At 61.3% G+C, this 20,087-nt stretch carries 21 protein-coding genes; 5 read left to right on the top strand and 16 right to left on the bottom strand.

Annotation, left to right across the window (positions count from 1 at the left end; translation table 11 throughout):
* Positions 1-54: 54 nt before the first annotated feature.
* The 4 genes from ACIQUI_RS04410 to ACIQUI_RS04425 form a co-directional block, all read right to left on the bottom strand.
* Positions 55-1,509 (bottom strand): amidase, encoded by a 1,455-nt coding sequence (locus ACIQUI_RS04410; RefSeq protein ID WP_403195250.1) that lies wholly within the window; start codon positions 1,507-1,509, stop codon positions 55-57.
* The gene (locus tag ACIQUI_RS04415; RefSeq protein ID WP_403195252.1) at positions 1,509-2,819 is read right to left on the bottom strand and encodes a citrate-proton symporter; all 1,311 of its coding nucleotides are present in this window, start codon (positions 2,817-2,819) and stop codon (positions 1,509-1,511) included. The genes ACIQUI_RS04410 and ACIQUI_RS04415 overlap by 1 nt, the downstream gene beginning before the upstream one ends.
* A gap of 82 nt (positions 2,820-2,901) precedes the next feature.
* Positions 2,902-4,077 carry a M20 aminoacylase family protein gene (locus ACIQUI_RS04420; protein WP_403195254.1) on the bottom strand — a complete coding sequence of 392 codons (1,176 nt, stop codon included), beginning with the start codon at positions 4,075-4,077 and terminating at the stop codon, positions 2,902-2,904.
* A gap of 161 nt (positions 4,078-4,238) precedes the next feature.
* Entirely contained in the window at positions 4,239-5,060 is an 822-nt protein-coding gene (locus ACIQUI_RS04425) for an RHS repeat-associated core domain-containing protein (protein WP_403195256.1), read from the bottom strand.
* A gap of 152 nt (positions 5,061-5,212) precedes the next feature.
* Between ACIQUI_RS04425 and ACIQUI_RS04430 the strand changes: the two genes are divergently transcribed.
* Positions 5,213-7,729: an excinuclease ABC subunit A gene (locus tag ACIQUI_RS04430; protein WP_403195258.1), complete on the top strand. Its 2,517-nt coding sequence runs from the start codon at positions 5,213-5,215 to the stop codon at positions 7,727-7,729.
* 34 nt (positions 7,730-7,763) lie between these two features.
* On the opposite strand, the gene ACIQUI_RS04435 is transcribed toward ACIQUI_RS04430, so the two are convergent.
* The 5 genes from ACIQUI_RS04435 to ACIQUI_RS04455 form a co-directional block, all read right to left on the bottom strand.
* Positions 7,764-8,738 carry a 2-hydroxyacid dehydrogenase gene (locus ACIQUI_RS04435; RefSeq protein WP_403195259.1) on the bottom strand — a complete coding sequence of 325 codons (975 nt, stop codon included), beginning with the start codon at positions 8,736-8,738 and terminating at the stop codon, positions 7,764-7,766.
* A 10-nt stretch (positions 8,739-8,748) separates the two neighbouring features.
* Positions 8,749-10,041, bottom strand: coding sequence for an MFS transporter (locus ACIQUI_RS04440; protein ID WP_403195261.1), 1,293 nt, complete (start codon positions 10,039-10,041; stop codon positions 8,749-8,751).
* 58 nt (positions 10,042-10,099) lie between these two features.
* The gene (locus ACIQUI_RS04445) at positions 10,100-11,050 is read right to left on the bottom strand and encodes a sugar kinase (protein WP_403195263.1); all 951 of its coding nucleotides are present in this window, start codon (positions 11,048-11,050) and stop codon (positions 10,100-10,102) included.
* Positions 11,043-11,822, bottom strand: a complete 780-nt coding sequence (locus ACIQUI_RS04450) for an AP endonuclease (protein ID WP_403195265.1) — start codon at positions 11,820-11,822, stop codon at positions 11,043-11,045. The genes ACIQUI_RS04445 and ACIQUI_RS04450 overlap by 8 nt, the downstream gene beginning before the upstream one ends.
* 67 nt (positions 11,823-11,889) lie before the next feature.
* Complete coding sequence (locus ACIQUI_RS04455; protein WP_403195267.1) at positions 11,890-12,909, bottom strand: LacI family DNA-binding transcriptional regulator; 1,020 nt, start codon at positions 12,907-12,909, stop codon at positions 11,890-11,892.
* A 296-nt stretch (positions 12,910-13,205) separates the two neighbouring features.
* On the opposite strand from ACIQUI_RS04455, the gene ACIQUI_RS04460 reads away from it, so the two are divergent.
* The 3 genes from ACIQUI_RS04460 (at position 13,206) to ACIQUI_RS04470 (ending at position 14,770) form a co-directional block, all read left to right on the top strand.
* Entirely contained in the window at positions 13,206-13,637 is a 432-nt protein-coding gene (locus ACIQUI_RS04460) for a hypothetical protein (protein ID WP_403195268.1), read from the top strand.
* A 2-nt stretch (positions 13,638-13,639) separates the two neighbouring features.
* On the top strand, positions 13,640-14,458 hold the full coding sequence (locus ACIQUI_RS04465; RefSeq protein ID WP_403195270.1) for a phosphatase PAP2 family protein: 819 nt from the start codon (positions 13,640-13,642) through the stop codon (positions 14,456-14,458).
* A gap of 90 nt (positions 14,459-14,548) precedes the next feature.
* Complete coding sequence (locus ACIQUI_RS04470; RefSeq protein ID WP_403195272.1) at positions 14,549-14,770, top strand: hypothetical protein; 222 nt, start codon at positions 14,549-14,551, stop codon at positions 14,768-14,770.
* A 249-nt stretch (positions 14,771-15,019) separates the two neighbouring features.
* On the opposite strand, the gene ACIQUI_RS04475 is transcribed toward ACIQUI_RS04470, so the two are convergent.
* From ACIQUI_RS04475 to ACIQUI_RS04485, 3 genes are all read right to left on the bottom strand, one after another.
* Positions 15,020-15,328 carry a hypothetical protein gene (locus ACIQUI_RS04475; protein WP_403195712.1) on the bottom strand — a complete coding sequence of 103 codons (309 nt, stop codon included), beginning with the start codon at positions 15,326-15,328 and terminating at the stop codon, positions 15,020-15,022.
* A 201-nt stretch (positions 15,329-15,529) separates the two neighbouring features.
* Positions 15,530-15,898, bottom strand: a complete 369-nt coding sequence (locus ACIQUI_RS04480) for a hypothetical protein (RefSeq protein ID WP_403195275.1) — start codon at positions 15,896-15,898, stop codon at positions 15,530-15,532.
* Between the two features lie 164 nt (positions 15,899-16,062).
* A complete protein-coding gene (locus ACIQUI_RS04485; protein ID WP_403195277.1) occupies positions 16,063-16,299 on the bottom strand; it encodes a hypothetical protein in 237 nt (78 codons plus the stop codon).
* Between the two features lie 559 nt (positions 16,300-16,858).
* Between ACIQUI_RS04485 and ACIQUI_RS04490 the strand changes: the two genes are divergently transcribed.
* Positions 16,859-17,329: a hypothetical protein gene (locus ACIQUI_RS04490; protein ID WP_403195279.1), complete on the top strand. Its 471-nt coding sequence runs from the start codon at positions 16,859-16,861 to the stop codon at positions 17,327-17,329.
* A gap of 118 nt (positions 17,330-17,447) precedes the next feature.
* Here the strand turns inward: ACIQUI_RS04490 and ACIQUI_RS04495 are convergent, their stop codons facing one another.
* The 4 genes from ACIQUI_RS04495 to ACIQUI_RS04510 all read right to left on the bottom strand — a co-directional run bounded on the left by ACIQUI_RS04495 (position 17,448) and on the right by ACIQUI_RS04510 (position 20,068).
* On the bottom strand, positions 17,448-17,687 hold the full coding sequence (locus ACIQUI_RS04495) for a transposase (protein ID WP_403195281.1): 240 nt from the start codon (positions 17,685-17,687) through the stop codon (positions 17,448-17,450).
* Between the two features lie 485 nt (positions 17,688-18,172).
* Positions 18,173-18,382, bottom strand: coding sequence for a hypothetical protein (locus ACIQUI_RS04500; protein ID WP_403195283.1), 210 nt, complete (start codon positions 18,380-18,382; stop codon positions 18,173-18,175).
* Complete coding sequence (umuC, locus tag ACIQUI_RS04505) at positions 18,376-19,650, bottom strand: translesion error-prone DNA polymerase V subunit UmuC (protein ID WP_403195284.1); 1,275 nt, start codon at positions 19,648-19,650, stop codon at positions 18,376-18,378. The genes ACIQUI_RS04500 and umuC overlap by 7 nt, the downstream gene beginning before the upstream one ends.
* A complete protein-coding gene (locus ACIQUI_RS04510) occupies positions 19,640-20,068 on the bottom strand; it encodes a LexA family protein (RefSeq protein WP_403195286.1) in 429 nt (142 codons plus the stop codon). Before ACIQUI_RS04510 ends, umuC begins: the two co-directional genes overlap by 11 nt.
* Positions 20,069-20,087 lie beyond the last annotated feature (19 nt).

Genomic DNA, 20,087 nt, shown 5'->3' on the forward strand with positions numbered 1-20,087 from the left:
CCTTGTAGCTGGATGGTCAGCATAACCAGCAAGAACCGCGCCTGCCCAGTGGCTTCATGAAGCCAGCAAGCAAGCTGGCGGACGCCGCTCGACCCAACGGGTGAGCTGTTCATGGGCATACGCCAGTTGCAATACGGCGTGGTCGGCCTGGGCCGGGCCTATGATTTGCAGGCCCATGGGCAACCCGGCACTGTTGAAGCCGATGGGTATGCTGATGCTCGGCAAACCGGCCAGGGTCGGGCCGATCACCACTTCCATCCAGCGGTGGTAGGTGTCCATCGCCTGCCCCCCGACAACCGTGGGCCATGCCTGCCGTGCATCGAAAGGGAACACCTGGGCCGACGGCAACAGCAGATAGTCGTAACGCTCGAACAGGCTGGCCAAGGCACGGTACCAGTCGCTGCGGTCCAGCGAGGCCTGGTACAGCGCAGCCGCGCTCAAGTGCAAGCCACCTTGCACCTCCCACTGTGCTTCAGGCTTGAGCAATGCACGCTTGGCCGGGTCGGCATAGGCCGCACCGAGGTTGCCGTGCACCAGGAAGTGGCGGTGGGCCAGCCAGCATTGCCACAAGCGCGCCGGGTCGTATGCCGGCTGGCAAGCCTCCACCCGGCAACCCAGTTCGGCGAAGTCGGCCAGTGCTGACTCGCACAGGCTCATCACACCGTCATCCATCGGCAGGTAGCCGTTGTAATCACCCAGCCAGCCAACCCGCACGCCGCGCAAGTCACGCTCAAGCCCTGCGGCAAAATCGCGGCGGCCCTCGCTCAGTGACAGCGGTACTCGCGCATCAACACCCGCCTGGGTCGACAACAGCCGCGCCACATCCACCACGCTGCGCCCCATCGGCCCCTCGGTGGCCAGCTGCTGCACGTACAGCTCGGGCGCAGGCCCATGAGGCACGCGGCCCTGCGACGGGCGCAGGCCGAACACATTGTTGAACGCCGCCGGGTTGCGCAGCGAGCCCATCATGTCGCTGCCGTCAGCCACCGGCAACAGGCGCATGGCCAGCGCGGCCGCCGCGCCGCCACTGCTGCCACCGGCCACACGTTGTGGGTCGTAGGCATTGGTAGTGGTGCCGAACAGGGTGTTGTAGGTTTGCGAGCCAAGGCCGAACTCGGGCACGTTGCTTTTACCAACAATCAGCGCCCCGCTCGCCCGCACCCGCGCCACACTGATCGCGTCATGCTCGGGCACCTGTTCGGCGAACAGCGGCGAACCCAGGGTGGTGCGCAGCCCGGCAGTGGCCGCCAGGTCCTTGATCGCCTGCGGCATGCCGTGCATCCAGCCGCGCGAGTGACCACGGGCCAGTTCACGGTCACGCTCATCCGCCTCGGCCAGCAGCACCTCAGCCGGGCGCAGTGACACCAGCGCGTTAACGTGCGGGTTGTAGCGCTCGATATGCGCCAGGTAGGCCTGCATCACCTCCCGGCACGATACCTGCCGGGCATGGATGGCCTGGGACAAATCCTCGGCATCGAGGGCAACGATGGGGTCGATGACTAGGGGCATCACGGTTTTACTCCAAGGTTCAAGGCGGCAGGCTTGCCCGCTCGGGGAGCCTCTTTCAGGCAATAGGTGCCCAGTAGTGTCAGCAAGCAGGCGAACAGCACGTAGAACGACGGTGCCACAGGGGTGCCGAGTACCTTGCTCAGCCAGGTAACGATCAGCGGGGCAAAGCCGCCGAACACCATCACCGCCACGTTATACGCCACAGACACACCGGTAGAGCGCACCTCGACCGGGAACTGCTCGGCCAGGGCGGTAGGCGCTGGCCCGAAGAAGCCACCAATGGCCGTGCACAGCAGCAGTTGCATCACCAGCAGGCGCTCCAGCGAAGGCGCGGCAGCCACCCACATGTACAGTGGATAGACCATCACGAAAAACGCCAAAGTGAAGGCCATCAGCACCGGCCTGCGCCCCACCCGGTCAGACAATGCGCCGGACAACGGAATGACCACCGTCATCAGCCCGACCGCGAGCATCTGTATCAACAGCACCTGATCCAGCGGCAGGCCGAGATTCTTGTGAGCGAAGGTCGGCATGTTCACCAGCACCACATAGAACGACACGGTCGCGCCACAGGCCAGCCCCATCGACACCAGCACGCTGCGCCGATGCTCACGCAGCACCTGCCACAGGCTGGGCGACTGGCCCTTGGCCTGGCGGCGCGCCTCGACGAACTCCTCGGGCTCTTCCATGTGCTTGCGGATCCACAACCCCACCGGGCCGATCAGCAGGCCGAGTACGAACGGGATGCGCCAACCCCAGCTGTCCAGCGCCTCAGGCGAACACAGGTGCGTGACGAGGGCCACCATCGCCGCTCCGGAAAACACCGCCAGGCACTGCCCCACCAGTTGCCACGAACCATACAGCCCCTTGCGGTGCGCGGGTGCGCTTTCCACCAGAAATGCCGTGGCACTGGCGTACTCGCCACCGGTGGCAAAGCCCTGCAGCATGCGCGCCACCACGATCAGCATCGGCGCAGCCATGCCAATGGCCAGGTAGTCGGGAGCAAAAGCGATCATGGCGATGGACACAGTCATCAGGCGGATGATCATCTGCATCGCCGCCTTGCGGCCTTTGCGGTCGGAATACATGCCCAGCAACACACCGCCCACCGGGCGCATGAAAAAGCCGACGCCAAAGGTGGCCAGGGCCATCAGCAGCGAGGCGTATTCGTCGTCGGACGGGAAGAACTGTCGGGCGATGATGCTGGCCAGAAAGCCGTACACGATAAAGTCATACCACTCCAGGGCGTTGCCGATAACGGCGGCAACCACTTGCCGGGTACGCGACACGCCAGTGCTCGAACTCTGCATAGAAACACTCCACACAATGATTGGGTGATCGCCCAGGCGCGGTCGCGCCCGGGTTCCAGCGGCAGTCGTCAAAAAAGCAGGGTCAGGCGGGCGCGAGCCAGCGTTCTGCCAGCGCGCCCCAGTAGGCGGCGCCGGTCAGCAGGATGTCGTCGTTGAAGTCGTAGGCCGGGTTGTGCACCATCGGCCGCCCCACGCCGTTGCCGATGAACAGGTAGGCGCCCGGGCAGCGTTGCAGCATCCAGGCGAAATCTTCGCTGCCCATCAGCTTGCGGGTATTGCCATCCACCGCTTCGGCGCCCAGCAACTCCACCCCTACCTGGGTTGCAAAGGCGTTCTGCGCAGCATGGTTGACCAATACGGGATAGGCCGGGCGGTGCTCGATGGTGGCCCGGCAGCCAAAGCTTTCGGCCTGGCTGACGATGATCGCCCTCACCCGCTCCAGGGTCTGCGCCCGCACCTCGGCATCGAGCGCGCGCAGGCTCAGGCGCAGCAGCGCCTGCTGCGGAATCACGTTGGCTGCTTCGCCAGCCTGCAAGGCGCCTACCGTAACCACGGCGGCCTCCTGCGCATCGATGTTGCGCGCCACCACGGTTTGAAGCGCCATCACCACACTGGCCGCCGCCACCAGCGGGTCCACGGTCAGGTGGGGCATAGAGCCATGTCCACCAACCCCGTCCAAGGTAACCGTCAGCAGGTCTTGCGAGGCCATCATCGGCCCTTCGCGAAAGCCCAGGTGCCCGGCCGGCAGCCCAGGCATATTGTGCATGCCGAACAGCGCATCGCAGGGGAAACGTTCCAGCAGCCCATCGGCGAGCATTGCCTCGGCGCCACCCTGGCCCTCTTCGGCCGGTTGGAAAATCAGCGTAAGCGTGCCGTCGAACTGCCGGGTTGCCGCCAGGTACCGGGCAGCGCCGAGCAGCATGGTAGTGTGGCCGTCATGGCCGCAGGCGTGCATGCACCCCTGGTGCTGGCTGCTGTAGGCGGCGCCAGTCGCTTCGTGGATGGGCAGCGCGTCCATGTCTGCGCGCAAACCCAGGCGGCGTGGACTACTGCCATTGCGCAGCACGCCCACCACGCCGGTCTTGCCGATGCCGGTGTGTACCTCATAGCCCCACCCCTCCAACAACCGGGCGACCAGTGCAGAGGTGCGGCTTTCTTCAAAACCCAGTTCGGGGTGGGCATGGATATCATGACGGATAGCGTGCAGGTCGCTGGCTACTTCATTCAGCCAGGCCCGGATGTGTTGATGTCGGGACATGCAGAGTCTCCTCGCGCGGGTGGTTTCCCGTTCTTGTTGTTCGCCTTGAGGTCACGACAGGTAAGGCAGGTCGTGCTTGGTGACAGGTAACCGCGAGCAGGCTGGAAGCACAATCTAATGTGGTTTCACACGGTGGAACCGAAAGTATCCATGCACGTTGGTTACGGGGGCACACTGCCGGCAGCCATACGCACCAGCAATACTTGCTCCGCTATGGGCTCAAGGATGGCCGACTCCCTGCCACGTAGACGGTTCCAGCCGGTAGCCTCCTTCACTGACTCCAGTCCCAGTTGTCTCAATGGGAGCCTGTTTAACTTAGCTTTCAGATAGGTCGATCTCATATCGCTGAACAACTGTCTCAGTTTGCCCACCCCGGCGATTGCCGCGCCTCCCATTGCCACCACGTTGAGTGCTTCACTTGCCAAGGAAGCTGACGGAAACGCGTATGCCATTGCCACACCAGGCACTTTGCTCAGGGTCGCGGCAAAACCACCATTGAAGATCATGGCATTATTGGTTCGGCTTGCAGCATCGAACTCGCCAGGCACCGGCAACCCCTTGGCCTTGGCAACCGATCGTTTGACGATTGTTCTGGAGGCCTTGTTCAATGAAGACAGCATGCCTACCGTCCCCCATACAAGCCCTGCCCCCTGGCTCACAATACGCGTAGGCGAATGCCCATCCCGGTCCACATTGTTCACGGGGTCCCCCTTGCAATAGGCGTAGGCGTTGATACCGCCACGCGCAAAAGGGCTGAGCGTGTCCGGGCTGTAAAATCGCATCAGTACCGTATCGTAGGCACGCTTGCCATTGCCAAGCAGATAACAGTGATGCAGTGACAGGCCTGGCTCGGCGGCGAAGCCAAGCAGGTATCCCTTTGACGCAAGTTGAAAGCCATAAGGCATGTAGGGCCGACGCGACAAATGACCAGAAGCCAGGGCTGTCAATTGCTGATCCGGGGCCATGATGTGCGAACTTCGCATGCTTTGATTTCCGTTGTTGCTTACTCCCAGGCCAAACTAGCGCGCTCGGTGCCCGGCGATAACTCTCAGATCTGTCTGGCGCAAGCAATACCCCAGCAAGCGTGGTGTTTTTACTGTTAACGTGGCGCACTATTCACCTGAAGGACCGCGCCATGCCCCCACGCCAAACGCCCCCGACCGGTTTTGTCCGCGTGCGCGGCGCCCGCGAGCACAACCTGAAGAACATCGATGTCGATATCCCTCGCGACGCACTCGTGGTGTTCACAGGCGTGTCTGGTTCAGGCAAGTCCTCGCTGGCCTTTTCAACGCTGTACGCCGAGGCCCAGCGCCGCTATTTCGAGTCGGTGGCGCCCTATGCCCGGCGCCTGATCGACCAGGTTGGCGTGCCGGACGTGGATGCCATCGAAGGCTTGCCGCCTGCGGTGGCCTTGCAGCAACAACGTGGCACGCCAAGTGCGCGTTCCTCGGTGGGTAGCGTGACCACGCTGTCCAGCTCCATTCGCATGCTCTATTCCCGTGCCGGCCACTACCCGGCTGGCCAGGCGATGCTTCATGCCGAAGACTTTTCGCCAAATACACCACAAGGCGCCTGCCCGCAGTGCCATGGCATGGGCCGGGTTTACGAAGTGACCGAAGCCACCATGGTTCCCGACCCGTCGCTGACGATTCGTGAGCGTGCAGTTGCGTCATGGCCGATGGCCTGGCAGGGCCAGAACCAGCGCGACATCCTGGTGACGCTGGGCTATGACGTGGATATACCCTGGCGTGATTTGCCTCAGGCACAACGTGACTGGATTCTGTTCACCGAAGAAACCCCGACCGCCCCCGTGTATGCCGGCCTGACCCCGGCGCAGACCCGCGCCGCCCTCGAACGCAAGCAGGAGCCCAGTTACCAGGGCACCTTCATGGGCGCCCGCCGCTATGTGCTGCACACCTTCATGCATTCGCAAAGTGCACAGATGCGCAAGCGTGTGTCCCGGTTCATGCGCCCCAGCCCCTGCCCGATGTGCCAGGGCAAACGCCTCAAGCGCGAGGCACTGGGGGTAACCTTTGCCGGGCTGGATATCGCTGAACTGTCGCACCTGCCGCTGCAGGCATTGGCCGAGGTATTGCGCAACGTAGCGGCAGCGGACTACCTGGAGCAGCAGCAGGACGAGCTGACCCTGGAAAAACGCCTGGCCGCCCAGCGCATCGCCAACGAGCTGCTCGAACGCATCGATACCCTGCTTGACCTGGGCCTGGGCTACCTGGCGCTGGAGCGCAGCACACCGACCCTGTCATCCGGTGAGCTGCAACGCTTGCGCCTGGCCACCCAGCTGAATTCGCAGCTGTTCGGTGTGATCTACGTGCTCGACGAGCCCTCGGCCGGCTTGCACCCGGCCGACAGCGAGGCCTTGTTCGAAGCCCTGCAACGGCTGAAGCTCGCCGGCAACTCGGTCTATGTGGTCGAGCATGACCTGGACACCATGCGCCGCGCCGACTGGCTGGTGGATGTGGGGCCTGCTGCCGGGGAGCACGGCGGCACCATCCTGTACAGCGGGCCACCCGCAGGCCTGGCGGCGGTCGAGCATTCGTCCACCCGCGCTTACCTGTTCGATGCAACGGCCCAGGCCACGCGTGCACCACGCCAGGCCCTGGACTGGCTGAAACTGGAAGGCATCACCCGCAACAACCTCGTCAACCTCAGCGCAGCATTCCCGCTGGGCTGCTTCACTGCCGTGACCGGTATTTCCGGCTCGGGCAAGTCCAGCCTGGTGAGCCAGGCGCTACTGGAGCTGGTAGGTGCGCACCTGGGCCATGCCGAGCAACCCAGCGAGCCCGAAGAGCAGAGCCTGGAAGATGAACCTGAACAGGCCGGCAGCGGGCAGGTAAGCGCTGGCCTGGACAGCATAAAACGCCTGGTGCAGGTCGACCAGAAGCCGATCGGCCGCACACCACGCTCCAACCTGGCCACCTACACCGGCCTGTTCGACCATGTGCGCAAGCTGTTTGCCGCTACCGAGCAGGCCAAGGCGCAAGGTTTCGATGCCGGGCGCTTTTCTTTCAACGTCGCCAAGGGCCGTTGCGCCAACTGCGAGGGTGAAGGCTTTGTCAGCGTCGAATTGCTGTTCATGCCCAGCGTCTATGCGCCCTGCCCGACCTGCCACGGTGCCCGCTACAATCCGCAAACCCTGGCAGTGACCTGGCAGGGCATGAACATTGCGCAAGTGCTGCAATTGACTGTCGACCACGCCCTGCAAGTGTTTGCCGAGCAACCGCCGGCACGTCGCTGCCTGCAAGTGCTGCAGGATATCGGCCTGGGCTACCTGCGCCTCGGCCAGCCTGCCACCGAGCTGTCCGGCGGTGAGGCCCAGCGCATCAAGCTGGCCACCGAATTGCAACGCATGGCCCGTGGGGCGACGCTGTATGTGCTGGATGAACCTACCAACGGCCTGCACCCACAAGACATCGACCGCCTGCTGGTGCAGCTTAACCGCCTGGTCGATGCCGGGCACAGCGTGGTGGTGGTCGAACATGACATGCGGGTGGTGGCGCAAAGTGACTGGGTGATCGATATCGGCCCGGGGGCCGGGGATGCCGGGGGCCAGGTGGTGGCCAGTGGCCCTCCCCGGGAGGTGGCTGGCTGCGCGCAAAGCCGCACCGCAGCGTTTCTGGCCAAGGCCTTGTAAAGCCGTCAAAGGGCCGCAAGGCGGCCCATTGATCTCATCGCCCACGCACCTCGTTTACCAGGTTTGCAGGCCGCTCTCCCGCCAACGCGGCCAGCAGGTTGTCCACGGCGCAACGCGCCATGGCATGGCGGGTTTCCTCAGTGGCAGAACCGATATGCGGCGTTGCCACTACGTTATCGAGTTGCAGCAGTGGCGAGCCCTGCGATAACGGCTCTTGCACGAACACATCCAGGCCGGCCGCACGGATGCGCCGGGTGCGCAGCGCTTCGATCAGTGCGGTTTCATCTACCACGCGCCCACGGGAAATGTTCACAAGGATGGCCTCAGGCTTCATCAATGCCAGTTCCCCGGCGCCGATCAAGCCTTCGGTTGCGGCACTCAACGGCACGGTCAGGCAAACAAAATCCGCCTGTTGCAGCAGGCCAGCCAGGCTACACTGGCGTGCGCCATAGCGTGCCTCCACTTCAGGCTTGGTACGCTGGCTGTGATACAGCACGCGCATGCCAAACCCGGCGGCGGCACGCCGGGCCAACGCTTCGCCGATGCGGCCCATGCCGATTATCCCCAGCGTCTTGCCATACACATCGCTGCCAAAATGCGCCGGGCCGAGGTTGGCCTGCCAGTGGCCGTCGCGTACCCAGTTCGCCAACTCCACTACACGCCTGGCGGTGGCCAGTATCAGGGCAAAACCGGTGTCGGCGGTGGTCTCGGTGAGCACGTCAGGCGTGTTGGTCAGCATCACGCCACGCCGCGTGAGTTCGGGGATGTCGTAGTTGTCCACGCCGACCGACACGCTGGCCACCACTTCCAGCGTTGGCGCCAGATCGAGCAGGCTGGCGTCCAGGCGCAGGCTGGCCCCCAGCAGCCCGTGTGCACCGGGCAAGGCATCGCGCAGGCGGGCAAGCCCATCGGCCTGGGCAGTGTCCACCCACGTCACCTCGACTTGCTCGCGCAAGCGTGCCATCAGGTCATCGGACAAGCGTTTGTACAAGACGATTCGTTTCTTCATTGCAGGGTTCCTAAGGGTTCATCGCCAAACGCGAGCCGCCGCGTTTGGCCCGGCCAGTCGTCTGGCTGGTATTGAGTGCAGCGGTAAGCACCACCGCTGTCAGCAGCGCACCGCACATGAACAGGTAAGAGGCGCCTGGCCCGCCGGTGGCGCCGTTGAGGTAGCCCACCAGCCATGAACCGCCGAACGAGCCCAGCGCCCCCATGCTGTTGATCAGTGCCATGGCGCCGCCCGCAACATTGGCCGGCAGGATCTCTGGCACGATGGCGAAAAACGGGCCATAGGGGGCGTACATGCAAGCGCCGGCCACCACCAGCAGCGCGTAGGACAGCCAGAAATGATCGCTGCCCAGCGCATACGAGCCATAGAACGCCACGGCGGCGACCAGCAGCGGCGGCCAGACGAAACGCTTGCGCTTTTGCAGGCGGTCGGACGCCCACGACACGCTCACCATGGCCAGCACTGCGGCCAGGTAAGGCACCGAAGCCAGCCAGCCGGCCTGCACGATATCGACGTTGGCCGCCTGCTTGAGGATCGAAGGCAACCAGAGCACGAAGCCATACACGCCGATACTCCAGCAGAAATACTGCAGCGCCAGGATGATCACCTGCGGCGAGCGGAACGCCTCGCGGTAATTCTTTACCGGTTTGATACCCTGCTGCTCGGCAGCCAGCGCCTGCTGAAGGGCTTGCTTTTCCTGTTCGCTCAGCCAGCTGACCTGGGCCGGTCGATCATCCACCAGGCGCCACCAGAAGAACGCCCAGATCACGGCAGGCAGGCCTTCAATGATGAACATCCAGCGCCAGTCGTAATGCTTGATGAGGTAGCCCGAAACCACCGACATCCACAGGATGGTCACCGGGTTGCCCAGCATCAGGAAGGTGTTGGCGCGCGAGCGCTCGGCGCGGGTGAACCAGTGGCACAGGTAGACCAGCATTGCCGGCATGACTGCGGCTTCGACCACCCCCAGCAGGAAGCGGATACCGATCAGCATGTAGACGTTGCTGACCATGCCCGTCAGCGTGGCCAGGCCGCCCCAGAGGATCAGGCAAACGAAGATCAGCTTCTTCACACTGCGCTTTTCGGCGTAAATGGCGCCAGGCACCTGGAAGAAGAAATACCCGAGGAAGAACAGCGCCCCCAGCAGCGAAGACAGCACGGGCGTGATGTGCAGGTCTTCGGCCATGCCGGAGGCTGCAGCGAAACCGTAATTGGCGCGGTCCAGGTACGCCAGGCTGTAGGTAAAGAACACAATCGGGATGATGTACCACCAGCGGCGCGGTGCCAGGCTTTGGCTTTGCATGGTTTGTGTCTCCTGAGCTTTTTGTTTTTGTGGCAACAGGTGTTTCGGGGGGGTGGGTTCACGCACTCGTGCGCAGGTGAGTGGCGTCCAGCTCATGGCGCAGCGGCAGCCCTTCCATGTCACCACGCGACTGCACGGCGCGGCTGCCGCACCAGTTGCCGCGTGCTACCGCTTCGGCCAAGGCACGGCCCTCCAGTAGCGCACTTAGTACACCCACGGCAAACGCATCACCGGCACCGACCGTGTCCACCACACGACTGACCGCTACCGGCGCCACCTGCCCTTCGCCCTTGGCGCTGCGGAAATAGGCACCCGCGTCTCCCAGTTTGATCACCACCAACTCAACGCCCTGGTCGAGGTAGAAGCCAGCGATGTCCGCGGGTGAGCGCTGACCGGTCAGCAACCGGCCCTCCTCCAGGCCCGGCAAAACCCAGTCAGCCTTGGCCGCCAGAGCATTGATTTCGCGCACCATGCTGCCCTGGTCTGGCCACAGGGACGGGCGCAGGTTTGGGTCGAAGGAAATGCTGTGCCCGGCAGCGCGCATGGCGTCTACCAGGGCATGCGACAATGCGCGACACCCCTGCGACAGCGCCAGTGGGATGCCGGTGGCGTGCAGGTGGCGGGCTTGCAGCCAGTCTGCACGGATGTGCGCGGGCGACAGCTGGCTGGCCGCCGAACCACGGCGGAAATACTCCACCACCGGGTCGCTACCATCATCGCTGCGGGATTTGAGCTGAAAACCCGTAGGGTAATTGCCATCGACTTCGACGCCGGAGCAGTCCAGGCCTTCGCGGCGCAAGCTTTCGAGCACGAAGCGGCCCAACGAATCGTCACCCACCCGGCTCAACCAGCGGACCTTCAAGCCCAACCGGGCCAGGCCAATGGCTACGTTGCTGTCCGCGCCGGCGATGCGTTTGCCGAACTGGCTGACAGTGGCCAAGCCCCCTGCCTGCTCGGCGACAAACATGGCCATGGTCTCGCCAAAACACAGCACATCATGCTCATGCATGGCTCACCCCCTCTTCTGCGCCCAGTGCAGACAGGCTGCGCACCTGGGCGCGGGTCAGCGCCAGCAGGTCGTCACCTGCCAAGGGGTACTCGACTGCGCGCACCACGCCGGGGTCGAACTCGGTCATCATCGCCGACCACGCCTGGAGGTCTGCCGCTTGTGGGGGTACGGCGACCAGGCGACCATCAACCCGCCGTTGCACAGCCTTGCAGTGCACATAGCGCACCCAGCGGCCAAGCTGTCGTGCAGCTTGCCGGGCAGACTCGCCCTGCCACTGCCAGTTACCGATGTCGAAGGTCATGCCCAGGCGCAACCCGAGCACCTCGGCACGCTGAAAGAAGTCCAGCATCGGCTGGAGCCTGCCACCTTGTGCGGTCTGGTCATTCTCAACCAGCAGCAGCGGACCATCGGCGGGCAGTAGCGCCGCCAACGCCGTAACATCGCAGCGCTTGTCATAGTGCCCCAGGGAAACCTTCAGCGCGACCGCGCCAAGCGCCCTGGCGATTTCCAGCTTGTGCAGCAGCAACGGGTCGGGGATACCTTGCTCGGTCCACAACTCAAGGGGCGTGGAATACAGGCATTCCAGGCCTAGCGCAGCAATGACCGCCCCCAGCGCAGCGGCGTCCGGAGCGCTGGCGAACAATTCTTCGCGCAATTCCACACGGCTGACGCCAGCGGCTGACAGCAGGCCCAGGAATTGCTCTTGGCCAGTTTGCCGCACAAAGTCGGCGCCGTAGCTTGAAAGGCTGATGGAAACGGGGTTCGGGTGCATTGTTCTTATCCTTATGAAACCGGTTTCATTTTTAGAAAACAGCAGGCATGCAGCTACCTGCCACTGATTAACGTGGGTGGGTTGAACCTCGGATGATCAGGTCGGCCTTGAAGTCGATGCGTCGCGCGGCCCCGCTATCGCCGCGCAAGCGACCGAGCAGGCTTTCGAAAGCCGCCACACCGATACGTTCGGTGGGCTGGGCCAGCGCAGTGATGCCATTGCCGACCAAGGGGTACCAGTCGAGGTCGTCCAGGGCAATCAGCCCGACGTCCGCGAACATGTTGCGCCCTGCCTGGTGCAGGGCCTTGGTTACCGCCAGGGTGGCGACGCCGTTGAAGGTAAAGATCGCCTGTGGACCGTGGCCATTGGCGCAGAGGAACGATGCCAGTTGGCCTTCTAGCCCGGCGCTTGTTTCCAGCACTTGCTGGCGCATACCGACGCGACGGCTGACCGACGCGCCGAACGCCTGCACCCGCTCGAGGCGCGAACTGGTACCGTCGAGGGGCTCGGTGACTGCCAGGATATCGCGGTAGCCCTGGGCCTGCAGGTGGTCCAGGGCCTGCTCGACCGCCTCGGTGTTGTCCAGCCCAACCAGATCCACATTCAGTTCGGGCAACTGGCGGTCGACCAAGACCATGGGGATAGCGCGTTGCAGGTTGAGCAGTTCTCCGGGGTGGTGACCGAGCGTGTTCACGATCAAGCCTTCAACATTGTACGACTGCAGGGCTACCAGGTGCTGGCGCTCCTGCTCGTCGTCACGGTCGGTGTTGCACACCACCAGGCTGTAGCCATGCTGACGGCAAGCGGTTTCCACGCCATGCATCACGGCCACCGAATAGGGGTTGAGGATATCCGCCACCAGCATGCCGATCAGCCGCGTCTGGCCACGTTTGAGCCCGCGTGCCATCTGGTTGGGGCGATAGCCGAGGCGTTCGATCACCTCTTCCAGGCGCTTGGCGGTGGCTTCAGCCAGCAACTGACGGTCGCCACCGATGTAACGGGAGACGGTGGCCTTGGAAACGCCAGCGACACGCGCTACTTCGCTGATGGTGACCCGTTCGCGGGCATGGGCAGGCGCGTCGGTCATGGGCAGTCCTTATGATTATTGTGATAGCGATGAAACCGGTTTCAATACAGCAAAACAAAATCCGTTCGTCAACCTGCTGTTGATCTTGGCAGGTTCAATAACCGGATTATCAACATTAGATATCTTATTCATCTTGTTGATATATATGATTTTATAAGCACACAAAAAATGTGAGGCCCCGGTTACCCGCGAATGCAGGCCCAAGGCATTTTTCACATTCAGGTCACTCTCTGCTCACATCCCACCGCCTACAGTGCCGGCGCTCGCCAACAGAACGAGCTGACAGGAGTGGTAGCATGCTGCAAGGCGTCATCGTCAAATCCCCAAGCCTCAGGGCTAGCCAGGCCTTGCGCCTGCCTTCGCGCAGCGTGCTGATCGCAGTGTTGTGCGTGTTGCTGGCACTGGCCGTGACTGCGTCCTGGGCCCAAAACCGCGCGGCGCTTCCCGATCTTGGCAATCCACATCAACTCCAACGCAGCGGGCTACATGCCGAGTGGTCGAAAGGTTCGGTCATTGTCGTGCTGCGCCATGCCGAGCGCTGCGACCGCTCCCGTGGCGCCTGCCTGGGCGCCCCCGCCGGCATCACCGTTGCGGGCAGCCGTACGGCCTCCGATGTAGGCGTCGGCCTGCAACACCTTGGCCTGGGCACAGCCGATGTATGGGCCAGCCCGGAGGTGCGTACCCGGCAGACGGCTCGGCGCAAACTTGTTGATGCGAAGGAACTCTGAACATGCCCGGCCGAGCCACCTTCTACCGTAACAACCTGCTGCTCCCATTATTGCTGGCGGCCATCGTATTCGTGGTATTCGACCTCACAGAACTCGACCGCTGGATCAGCAACCTGCTGCTTGACCCCGCTACCGGCCAGTTCCCGCTACTGCACAATCAATGGTTCGAAAAAGTCACCCACAAGTGGCCACGGATACTGCCGGACTGGATCGGTGAGCTGGCGGTCATCGGCAGCTTGCTGTCCTTCATCTGGCCACGCCTGGCAAACCGCCCGAAACTGGGCGTTACCCGGCTACTGGAAAAAGCCCGCATCGCGCCGGTGCTGCGCTTTACCACCCGGCACCGCCGCGATCTGCTGTTCGTCGTAGTGGAGTTCGCGCTAAGCACCACCGTCATTCACTACCTGAAAAGCCATACCAGCGTGTACTGCCCGGTAGAAACCACGCTGTACGGTGGCCAGCAAGCCCGGGTGGAATGGTTCGAAAACTTCTCCTGGTGGAGTAAGGCTGGCGATGGCCGTTGCTGGCCAGGTGGCCATGCTTCCAGCGGCTTTACCTTGTTGGCCCTGTATTTCGTGGCACGGCGCCACCGCTGGGTGCATGCCCGCAAACTGCTCGTGGCCATTTTGCTGGTTGGGTTCGTGTACGGTACTACCCGGCTATTGCAGGGCTGGCACTATACGTCTCACACGTTCTGGGCCGGTATCTTCGTGTGGCTGAGCTCTTGGGTAACCGCAATGTTCTTCTATGGCCGTAGTGCTCTGCAGGCACCGGAAAACAGCCCCACCCCGGTTGAGGCGGCTGTTCCACAGCTGTTGTAGTTTCGGCCACAAAAAGGTTGCGTTCCACCCTGACCTGCGGCGATGCTCTCAGCACCGTTGAAGTGACGATCAGGGAAGGCCTTTATCAGCATGGAATCGCTTCATAGCATCAAGTCAGACCTGGTCAGGACAGCCGACCACCTGGACCAACTCAGTCAGGCCATGAGCGGGCACGCCAGGTTCATGGAAGCCCGTGGCACCTCGCAGAGCGAAATCGATGTCACGGCGCACATCAAGTCCATTGATGTCGTCGCCGATGAACTACGCTCTGTCGCCGCCAGGATTGACGATATCGAAGGTGCTCGCACATGAACGACCAGCGCGGTTTGGCCATCCGCCTGCTTTGATGCCGCGACCCGTTTCGGCCCCCAGACATGGGGTCAGGGCCTGGCTCCCCGGTAAAGCCTGAGGGCCGCAACATCAAGGGCCAACACGCTGGCAACAAAGAAAAACATCACGTACAGGTCTTCAGGAAGCATTGCCCTATCCCCCAAATGCACCGGTTTTCAAGGGATGAGCAATTTCTGTTCCATTGTTAACCCAAGGGGGCTAGGCACCGAATCAGCTGAACTTGAGCTTTGCCACTTTGCTCAGCGCCCACCCACTGAACACATAAAACGCATCCAGATAGAACAGGCCTTCGTAATTGGTCAAAGGTGCGTTGTTCAGCAGAACCTCAGGTGCCGGAGCCGGCGGAAACAGGGCATAAAAACCGTTGGGCAGCACCGCCAGAACAAGCAACAACAGGTAGGTGAGCACCTGCAGCAGGGTGGCACGACGAGGGTATTGGCCAGCCCATTTCAGGCCGTAGAAAGCAACCAGGCCGGCAACTGGCAACACCCAGAAATGCGTCGGGATCCCGATGAACATTTCAGCAACAACGCTTCTTGCTTCCACCCGCTGTACTCCGTCCAAATGCCCGGATTATTACGGGCGGGGCTGGCAAAAGCAAAAAGAAGCGCAGCTTACGCCCCCTCTGGCGCTACCAGCCAGTTCTGGCAAGACCACGGAACCCGTACCAAAAGAGCCCGCTCTCGTCGGCGGGCTCTTGGTGCCATAGGGTTTAGCGGATCACGCTTTGGAACACATCAAGGCGGCATCCAGCAACCTGCCATGGTCGTACCAGGCATCGCGTTGATAGGCCGTGAACTGGTGTTGGGTTCCCGTGGTGCGCAGTTCGACCAGGCCATCTGCCTTGCTGGGGTCGGTACTTTCAATGAACAGTCTGACCGAGTTGTCGCCGTCGACCTCGTAGGCTTTCACATTGCCTGGAAGTTCGCCCTTCACACACCCCAGGTAGGCGGGTGGACTTTTTGCGGTGGAGCCAGAGGTATAATCATGGCCGTCACGCACGTCACGGTTTTGTGCGCAACCGGCCATGATCAATGTGGCCAATACGGGAAAAAGTATTGCACCTGCTAGCGATCTTGAGCTCTTCACGCGACACGCTCCTGCTGCCCCCATCGCGAACCTGGGAAAGTGTTGCCAAGCCCTTTTTTAGTTTTAGTTTGCCCATGTTACTGCTCAATCACGGGCAGGCCATATGTTTGTTTGCTATATGGGCTCAGGGAGAATTTATGGTGCCCTGAACGGAATCTACAGCATCAGTAGCGGCGGTACTCCTGACCATGATGGTCGCCGTCATAGTAATGACGGTGATGCCTGCCATCATGCCAATACGGCCAGCATCCACTGAGCAACAGCAACCCTGACACCACGACGACCCATGCAGCCTTGCGTTTCATGTGCGTACCTCCGGCCAGGAGAAACCAGGCCTTGCATACGTTGGACTGCACAAGGGCTGGATGTTCAGCCGGCAGGTAGCCGCTGGTCTTTTTCACTGCAAGATTTCATCTAGCGGCCGTCACGCGCTGATGTCAAAAAGCCCCAACTTCGCGTATTGCCGCGCCCACTATCGGGGTCAGGTGATAGCCTTCAGAAACACCAAGGTCGCTGCCAGGTCCAGGACCAGCACAGCAACCACAACGAAAACCATGTAATAGCGGTCATCCTGAGTCATTTTGGCGCGCTCCGCTTGCTCAATGTCTCAGGGTTACAGCAATAACTGTTCCAGCACCCTGGCGTTTCCGGGTGCTGTCACTTTATTCATGAATGCGGAAAACCGCACGTCCGGTGGTGTGGGAAGGGTAACGGGCTGGTCCCGTTACCTCGACCCGATCCGCGACCGACTATATTTAGCATAAGCACGTGGATGGAAATTCAAATTCAGCCTGAAGAACTGTTATTTTTACCAGTTGTCGACACTCATACGGCCGCTTATTGTTACTACGACCAATATAGGTGCCCGAAGGTAGTTAAGCGGACTCATATTCATAAGTCATTTAATTCAGCGAGCTTTTCTTAATATTTCGTAGTCTAACAACGCGATGGTGATTGTGCATGCCAACCGAAAATGAAATGACTGACTGGACAAAGCCAGTGGATATAAAACTTGAACGCAAAGTCTATAAGGTCATAGGCGAAGGCAAGGACACAGGATATCCAGAACGCCTGAAGCACGAAGGACTGAGCCTGGGCGACACATTAACTATACAACCGGATGGAAAGGTAACGCTTGTGTGTCGCCGGCTAACACTACATCTTGAAGCCGCACAAAGAGCAATGTTAGCTAAAGAGCGCTGGGAGGACTACAGTCAGCTTTCGGGCTATTTGATGAAGGCAGGGCCAAATCCTGTTACAGCTCATATTAATACACCTGATAAAACGGCGAGTTACGAGCTAATTTTAACATCAGGTAGAGTATCTGAGAATGGAGATATTATCACGGCAACAATTGATGTCAGGACTGGAGCTGCAGGCGGCACTGAAGTTACTCAGGCAGGTACCCTGGTAGAGCTTCAGCTAATGTAAAGGCCCTGTTATTTTCTTTGTATCTGGCGGGTCGGGGCAGGTGTGGAAGCGTTCTGATTCGAGGCGCTTGAGCCAGAGACAAAAGCCGTTGCGCTCTCAATAGATGTTCTTCACTTGGTTACGGGCGCGGTTGATGAGAATGAACATCGTAGCTCAGCACCTGCTGCTTGAAATCGTCATCATAACGCTGCCCGTTTGAACGCGGAGAAAGGCTGGACTTGCTCTGATGGCTAGAAACCCACCGCCGCAGTAGGCTGAAGTCGATACCGAAATACTGGGCTATCTTTCGGAAGCCATCATTGCCATCTAGGTAGGCTGAGATGGCTGTGAGTTTGAACTGCTCTGTGTATTTGCCCATAGGTCCCCCAAGGGTTGGATTTTTTGTCCAACTTATTGGGGGCAGTCCAAAGATTGCTGTTCGGCTCACCGGCAGCTATGGGTCGAAAGGAGCCATTAACGACCGGCGCTTTCAACACATAGCAGAAAAATTACTGGGTTCGTGAGCACGACGCGCACTCTGTGGGAGCGGGCTTGCCCGCGAACACCGGCGCAGCCGGTGCCAGGCTCCGCGGTGGATTCTTCGCGGCGGTTCGACGCCTCGACGCGCCCGCTCCCACAGTGATTGCTGTTCGGCTCACCGGCAGCTTCGGGTCGAAAGCTGCCGGCCGTAACTGGCCGCTAACGACCCATTGCTGACATTGATTAAGTCGAGTCTGGTTTAATCCGGGAGCGAGTAGGAGCAGGAGCGAAGCCAGGATGGACTTGTTAAATGTCAGCATGACGGTAATCCTTGTCGCGCGTGAAGATCACAGAGCAGCAATATGTTCGTAACTATTGAGCGACTCAAGCTGCTTCTTCATCCTCAATCAGCGCCCACAACCTGGCCGCCTCGGCAAACTCCAGCATGTCGGCCAACTGGCCTGCATCAACGTCACCGCGTCGGTGCGCAGAAATCGCCAGCTCGGCAAGCACTGCAGCGCACCCATCGGGATCCGACACCAAGGCCGACTGGTCATTCAGCTCAGCTAGCCACGCTGATGGAAGGTTCAACATCTGACCGTCCATAGCTCGTCGATCCGCGTCGTATAGGATTGGCTCATCATCTCCCTCCTCATTCCCCAGTCCGGTGTTGCCGGCACGCCGGCGGACCGCATCGTCCCTCTCCCCCAGCGCCCGTTGATGTTATCCATCACCTGCATCAGTCGGTCACATGCCAGCGATTGCTTGAGCGCAAACAAGTCCTCTGAAAATTCACCTGCTTGGCGCAGGTCCATCAGCAGCACCTCAGCCTTGCTGTAGCGAAACCCTGGCCTGAAGATTCGCCCGACCGCATCGGTGGCCAGTCGGGTCATCAGCAGCGTGTCACAGGTTGGATATGGCAGTTCCACCAGCGCCCCTTGTGCGTGGTGCGCCTCATCCGGGTTGAACATGCCGGTGCGGATGCTGACGCGCATGCGCTTGCACACGGAGCTCTGGGCCCGGAGCTTTTCCGCTGCCCGGCCAACGTACGTGGCCACTGCCTGCTTGATGGGCGCCAGCTCTGTCAGCCGCTTGCCGAACATCCGGCTGCAGCAGATTTCCTGCTTCGCGGGCTCGGCCTCGTCCAGCTCCAGACACGGCGTGCCAGCCAGCTCGCGGGCAGTCTTCTCCACCACCACACTGAATTTTTGCCGCAGCGTCCAGGCATCCGCCTTGGCCAAGTCCATCGCCGTGTGAATGCCCATCGCCTCAAGGTGGGCGGTCATCCGCCGGCCAACACCCCACACCTCCTTCACTTCAGTGTTGCGTAGCACCCAATCGCGCTTGAACGGCTCGGTAATGTCGACCACGCCCCCGGTCTGTGCCAGCAGGCGCTTCGCCATATGATTGGCCAGCTTGGCGAGCGTTTTTGTGCCGGCGATACCGACACCCACGGGGATACCGGTGCACTGCAAGATCCTGGACCGCAGCTTGCGCCCGAACTGGGTCAGGTTTTCCTGTACGCCGGACAGGTCAGCGAAGCACTCGTCGATGCTGTAGACCTCGGCGGCGGGTACCATCGATTCAATCAGGGTCATGACGCGCTCGCTCATGTCGCCGTACAGCGCATAATTACTGCTGAAGGCCATGATGCCGTGCCGGCGCAGTTTGTCCTTGGCCTGGAAATACGGCTCGCCCATCTTCACGTAAGGCTTTGCGTCGTACGACCTGGCGATCACGCAGCCATCGTTGTTGCTCAACACCACGATCGGGGTCTTGGCCAGGTCTGGCCGGAACACGCGCTCGCAACTCGCGTAGAACGAGTTGCAGTCAATCAGCGCGAACACCTGGTCACTGCGCATGGTCGCGAACGCTGTAACGCACCACACCCCAGACGACGAGCTCATCGCCCTCCATGATGTACCGCGGTGGGTAGGCCGGATTCTCCGATTTCAGGATCACCACCCCGTCGCGCCGGTGGAGACGCTTGCACACCGGCTCGCTGTTGACGGCAGCAATCACCACATCGCCATGCTCGGCTTCGCGGCCGCGGTCTACGATGACGATATCGCCTGAGTAGATTCCTGCCCCTTGCATGCTGTCGCCCTCGATTTTCACCAGATACACATGCGGCGCACGGAGGTCGAATAGCTCATCGAGGGAAATATGGCCTTCCAGGTGGTCCGCAGCAGGCGAAGGAAACCCGGCCGGGACGTGGAACGAATAGAGCGGTAGCGGTTCGGTATCGCCGGTGGGCGTACCCAGGAATGTGATGGTCATGATGGAAGGTCCAATGCAA

The sequence above is a fragment of the Pseudomonas sp. NPDC090592 genome (assembly GCF_044769185.1).
Classification (GTDB): domain Bacteria; phylum Pseudomonadota; class Gammaproteobacteria; order Pseudomonadales; family Pseudomonadaceae; genus Aquipseudomonas.

Excerpts from the sequence above, each read along its gene's own strand:
- ACIQUI_RS04450 (WP_403195265.1), bottom strand. The coding sequence starts at position 11,822 with ATGCACCCGAACCCCGTTTCCATCAGCCTTTCAAGCTACGGCGCCGAC.
- ACIQUI_RS04415 (WP_403195252.1), bottom strand. The coding sequence starts at position 2,819 with ATGCAGAGTTCGAGCACTGGCGTGTCGCGTACCCGGCAAGTGGTTGCC.
- ACIQUI_RS04495 (WP_403195281.1), bottom strand. The coding sequence starts at position 17,687 with ATGGGCAAATACACAGAGCAGTTCAAACTCACAGCCATCTCAGCCTAC.
- ACIQUI_RS04470 (WP_403195272.1), top strand. The coding sequence starts at position 14,549 with ATGGAATCGCTTCATAGCATCAAGTCAGACCTGGTCAGGACAGCCGAC.
- ACIQUI_RS04490 (WP_403195279.1), top strand. The coding sequence starts at position 16,859 with ATGCCAACCGAAAATGAAATGACTGACTGGACAAAGCCAGTGGATATA.
- ACIQUI_RS04435 (WP_403195259.1), bottom strand. The coding sequence starts at position 8,738 with ATGAAGAAACGAATCGTCTTGTACAAACGCTTGTCCGATGACCTGATG.
- ACIQUI_RS04510 (WP_403195286.1), bottom strand. The coding sequence starts at position 20,068 with ATGACCATCACATTCCTGGGTACGCCCACCGGCGATACCGAACCGCTA.
- ACIQUI_RS04430 (WP_403195258.1), top strand. The coding sequence starts at position 5,213 with ATGCCCCCACGCCAAACGCCCCCGACCGGTTTTGTCCGCGTGCGCGGC.
- ACIQUI_RS04465 (WP_403195270.1), top strand. The coding sequence starts at position 13,640 with ATGCCCGGCCGAGCCACCTTCTACCGTAACAACCTGCTGCTCCCATTA.
- ACIQUI_RS04455 (WP_403195267.1), bottom strand. The coding sequence starts at position 12,909 with ATGACCGACGCGCCTGCCCATGCCCGCGAACGGGTCACCATCAGCGAA.
- ACIQUI_RS04420 (WP_403195254.1), bottom strand. The coding sequence starts at position 4,077 with ATGTCCCGACATCAACACATCCGGGCCTGGCTGAATGAAGTAGCCAGC.
- umuC (WP_403195284.1), bottom strand. The coding sequence starts at position 19,650 with ATGCGCAGTGACCAGGTGTTCGCGCTGATTGACTGCAACTCGTTCTAC.
- ACIQUI_RS04425 (WP_403195256.1), bottom strand. The coding sequence starts at position 5,060 with ATGCGAAGTTCGCACATCATGGCCCCGGATCAGCAATTGACAGCCCTG.
- ACIQUI_RS04460 (WP_403195268.1), top strand. The coding sequence starts at position 13,206 with ATGCTGCAAGGCGTCATCGTCAAATCCCCAAGCCTCAGGGCTAGCCAG.
- ACIQUI_RS04500 (WP_403195283.1), bottom strand. The coding sequence starts at position 18,382 with ATGTTGAACCTTCCATCAGCGTGGCTAGCTGAGCTGAATGACCAGTCG.
- ACIQUI_RS04475 (WP_403195712.1), bottom strand. The coding sequence starts at position 15,328 with ATGTTCATCGGGATCCCGACGCATTTCTGGGTGTTGCCAGTTGCCGGC.
- ACIQUI_RS04440 (WP_403195261.1), bottom strand. The coding sequence starts at position 10,041 with ATGCAAAGCCAAAGCCTGGCACCGCGCCGCTGGTGGTACATCATCCCG.
- ACIQUI_RS04445 (WP_403195263.1), bottom strand. The coding sequence starts at position 11,050 with ATGCATGAGCATGATGTGCTGTGTTTTGGCGAGACCATGGCCATGTTT.
- ACIQUI_RS04410 (WP_403195250.1), bottom strand. The coding sequence starts at position 1,509 with ATGCCCCTAGTCATCGACCCCATCGTTGCCCTCGATGCCGAGGATTTG.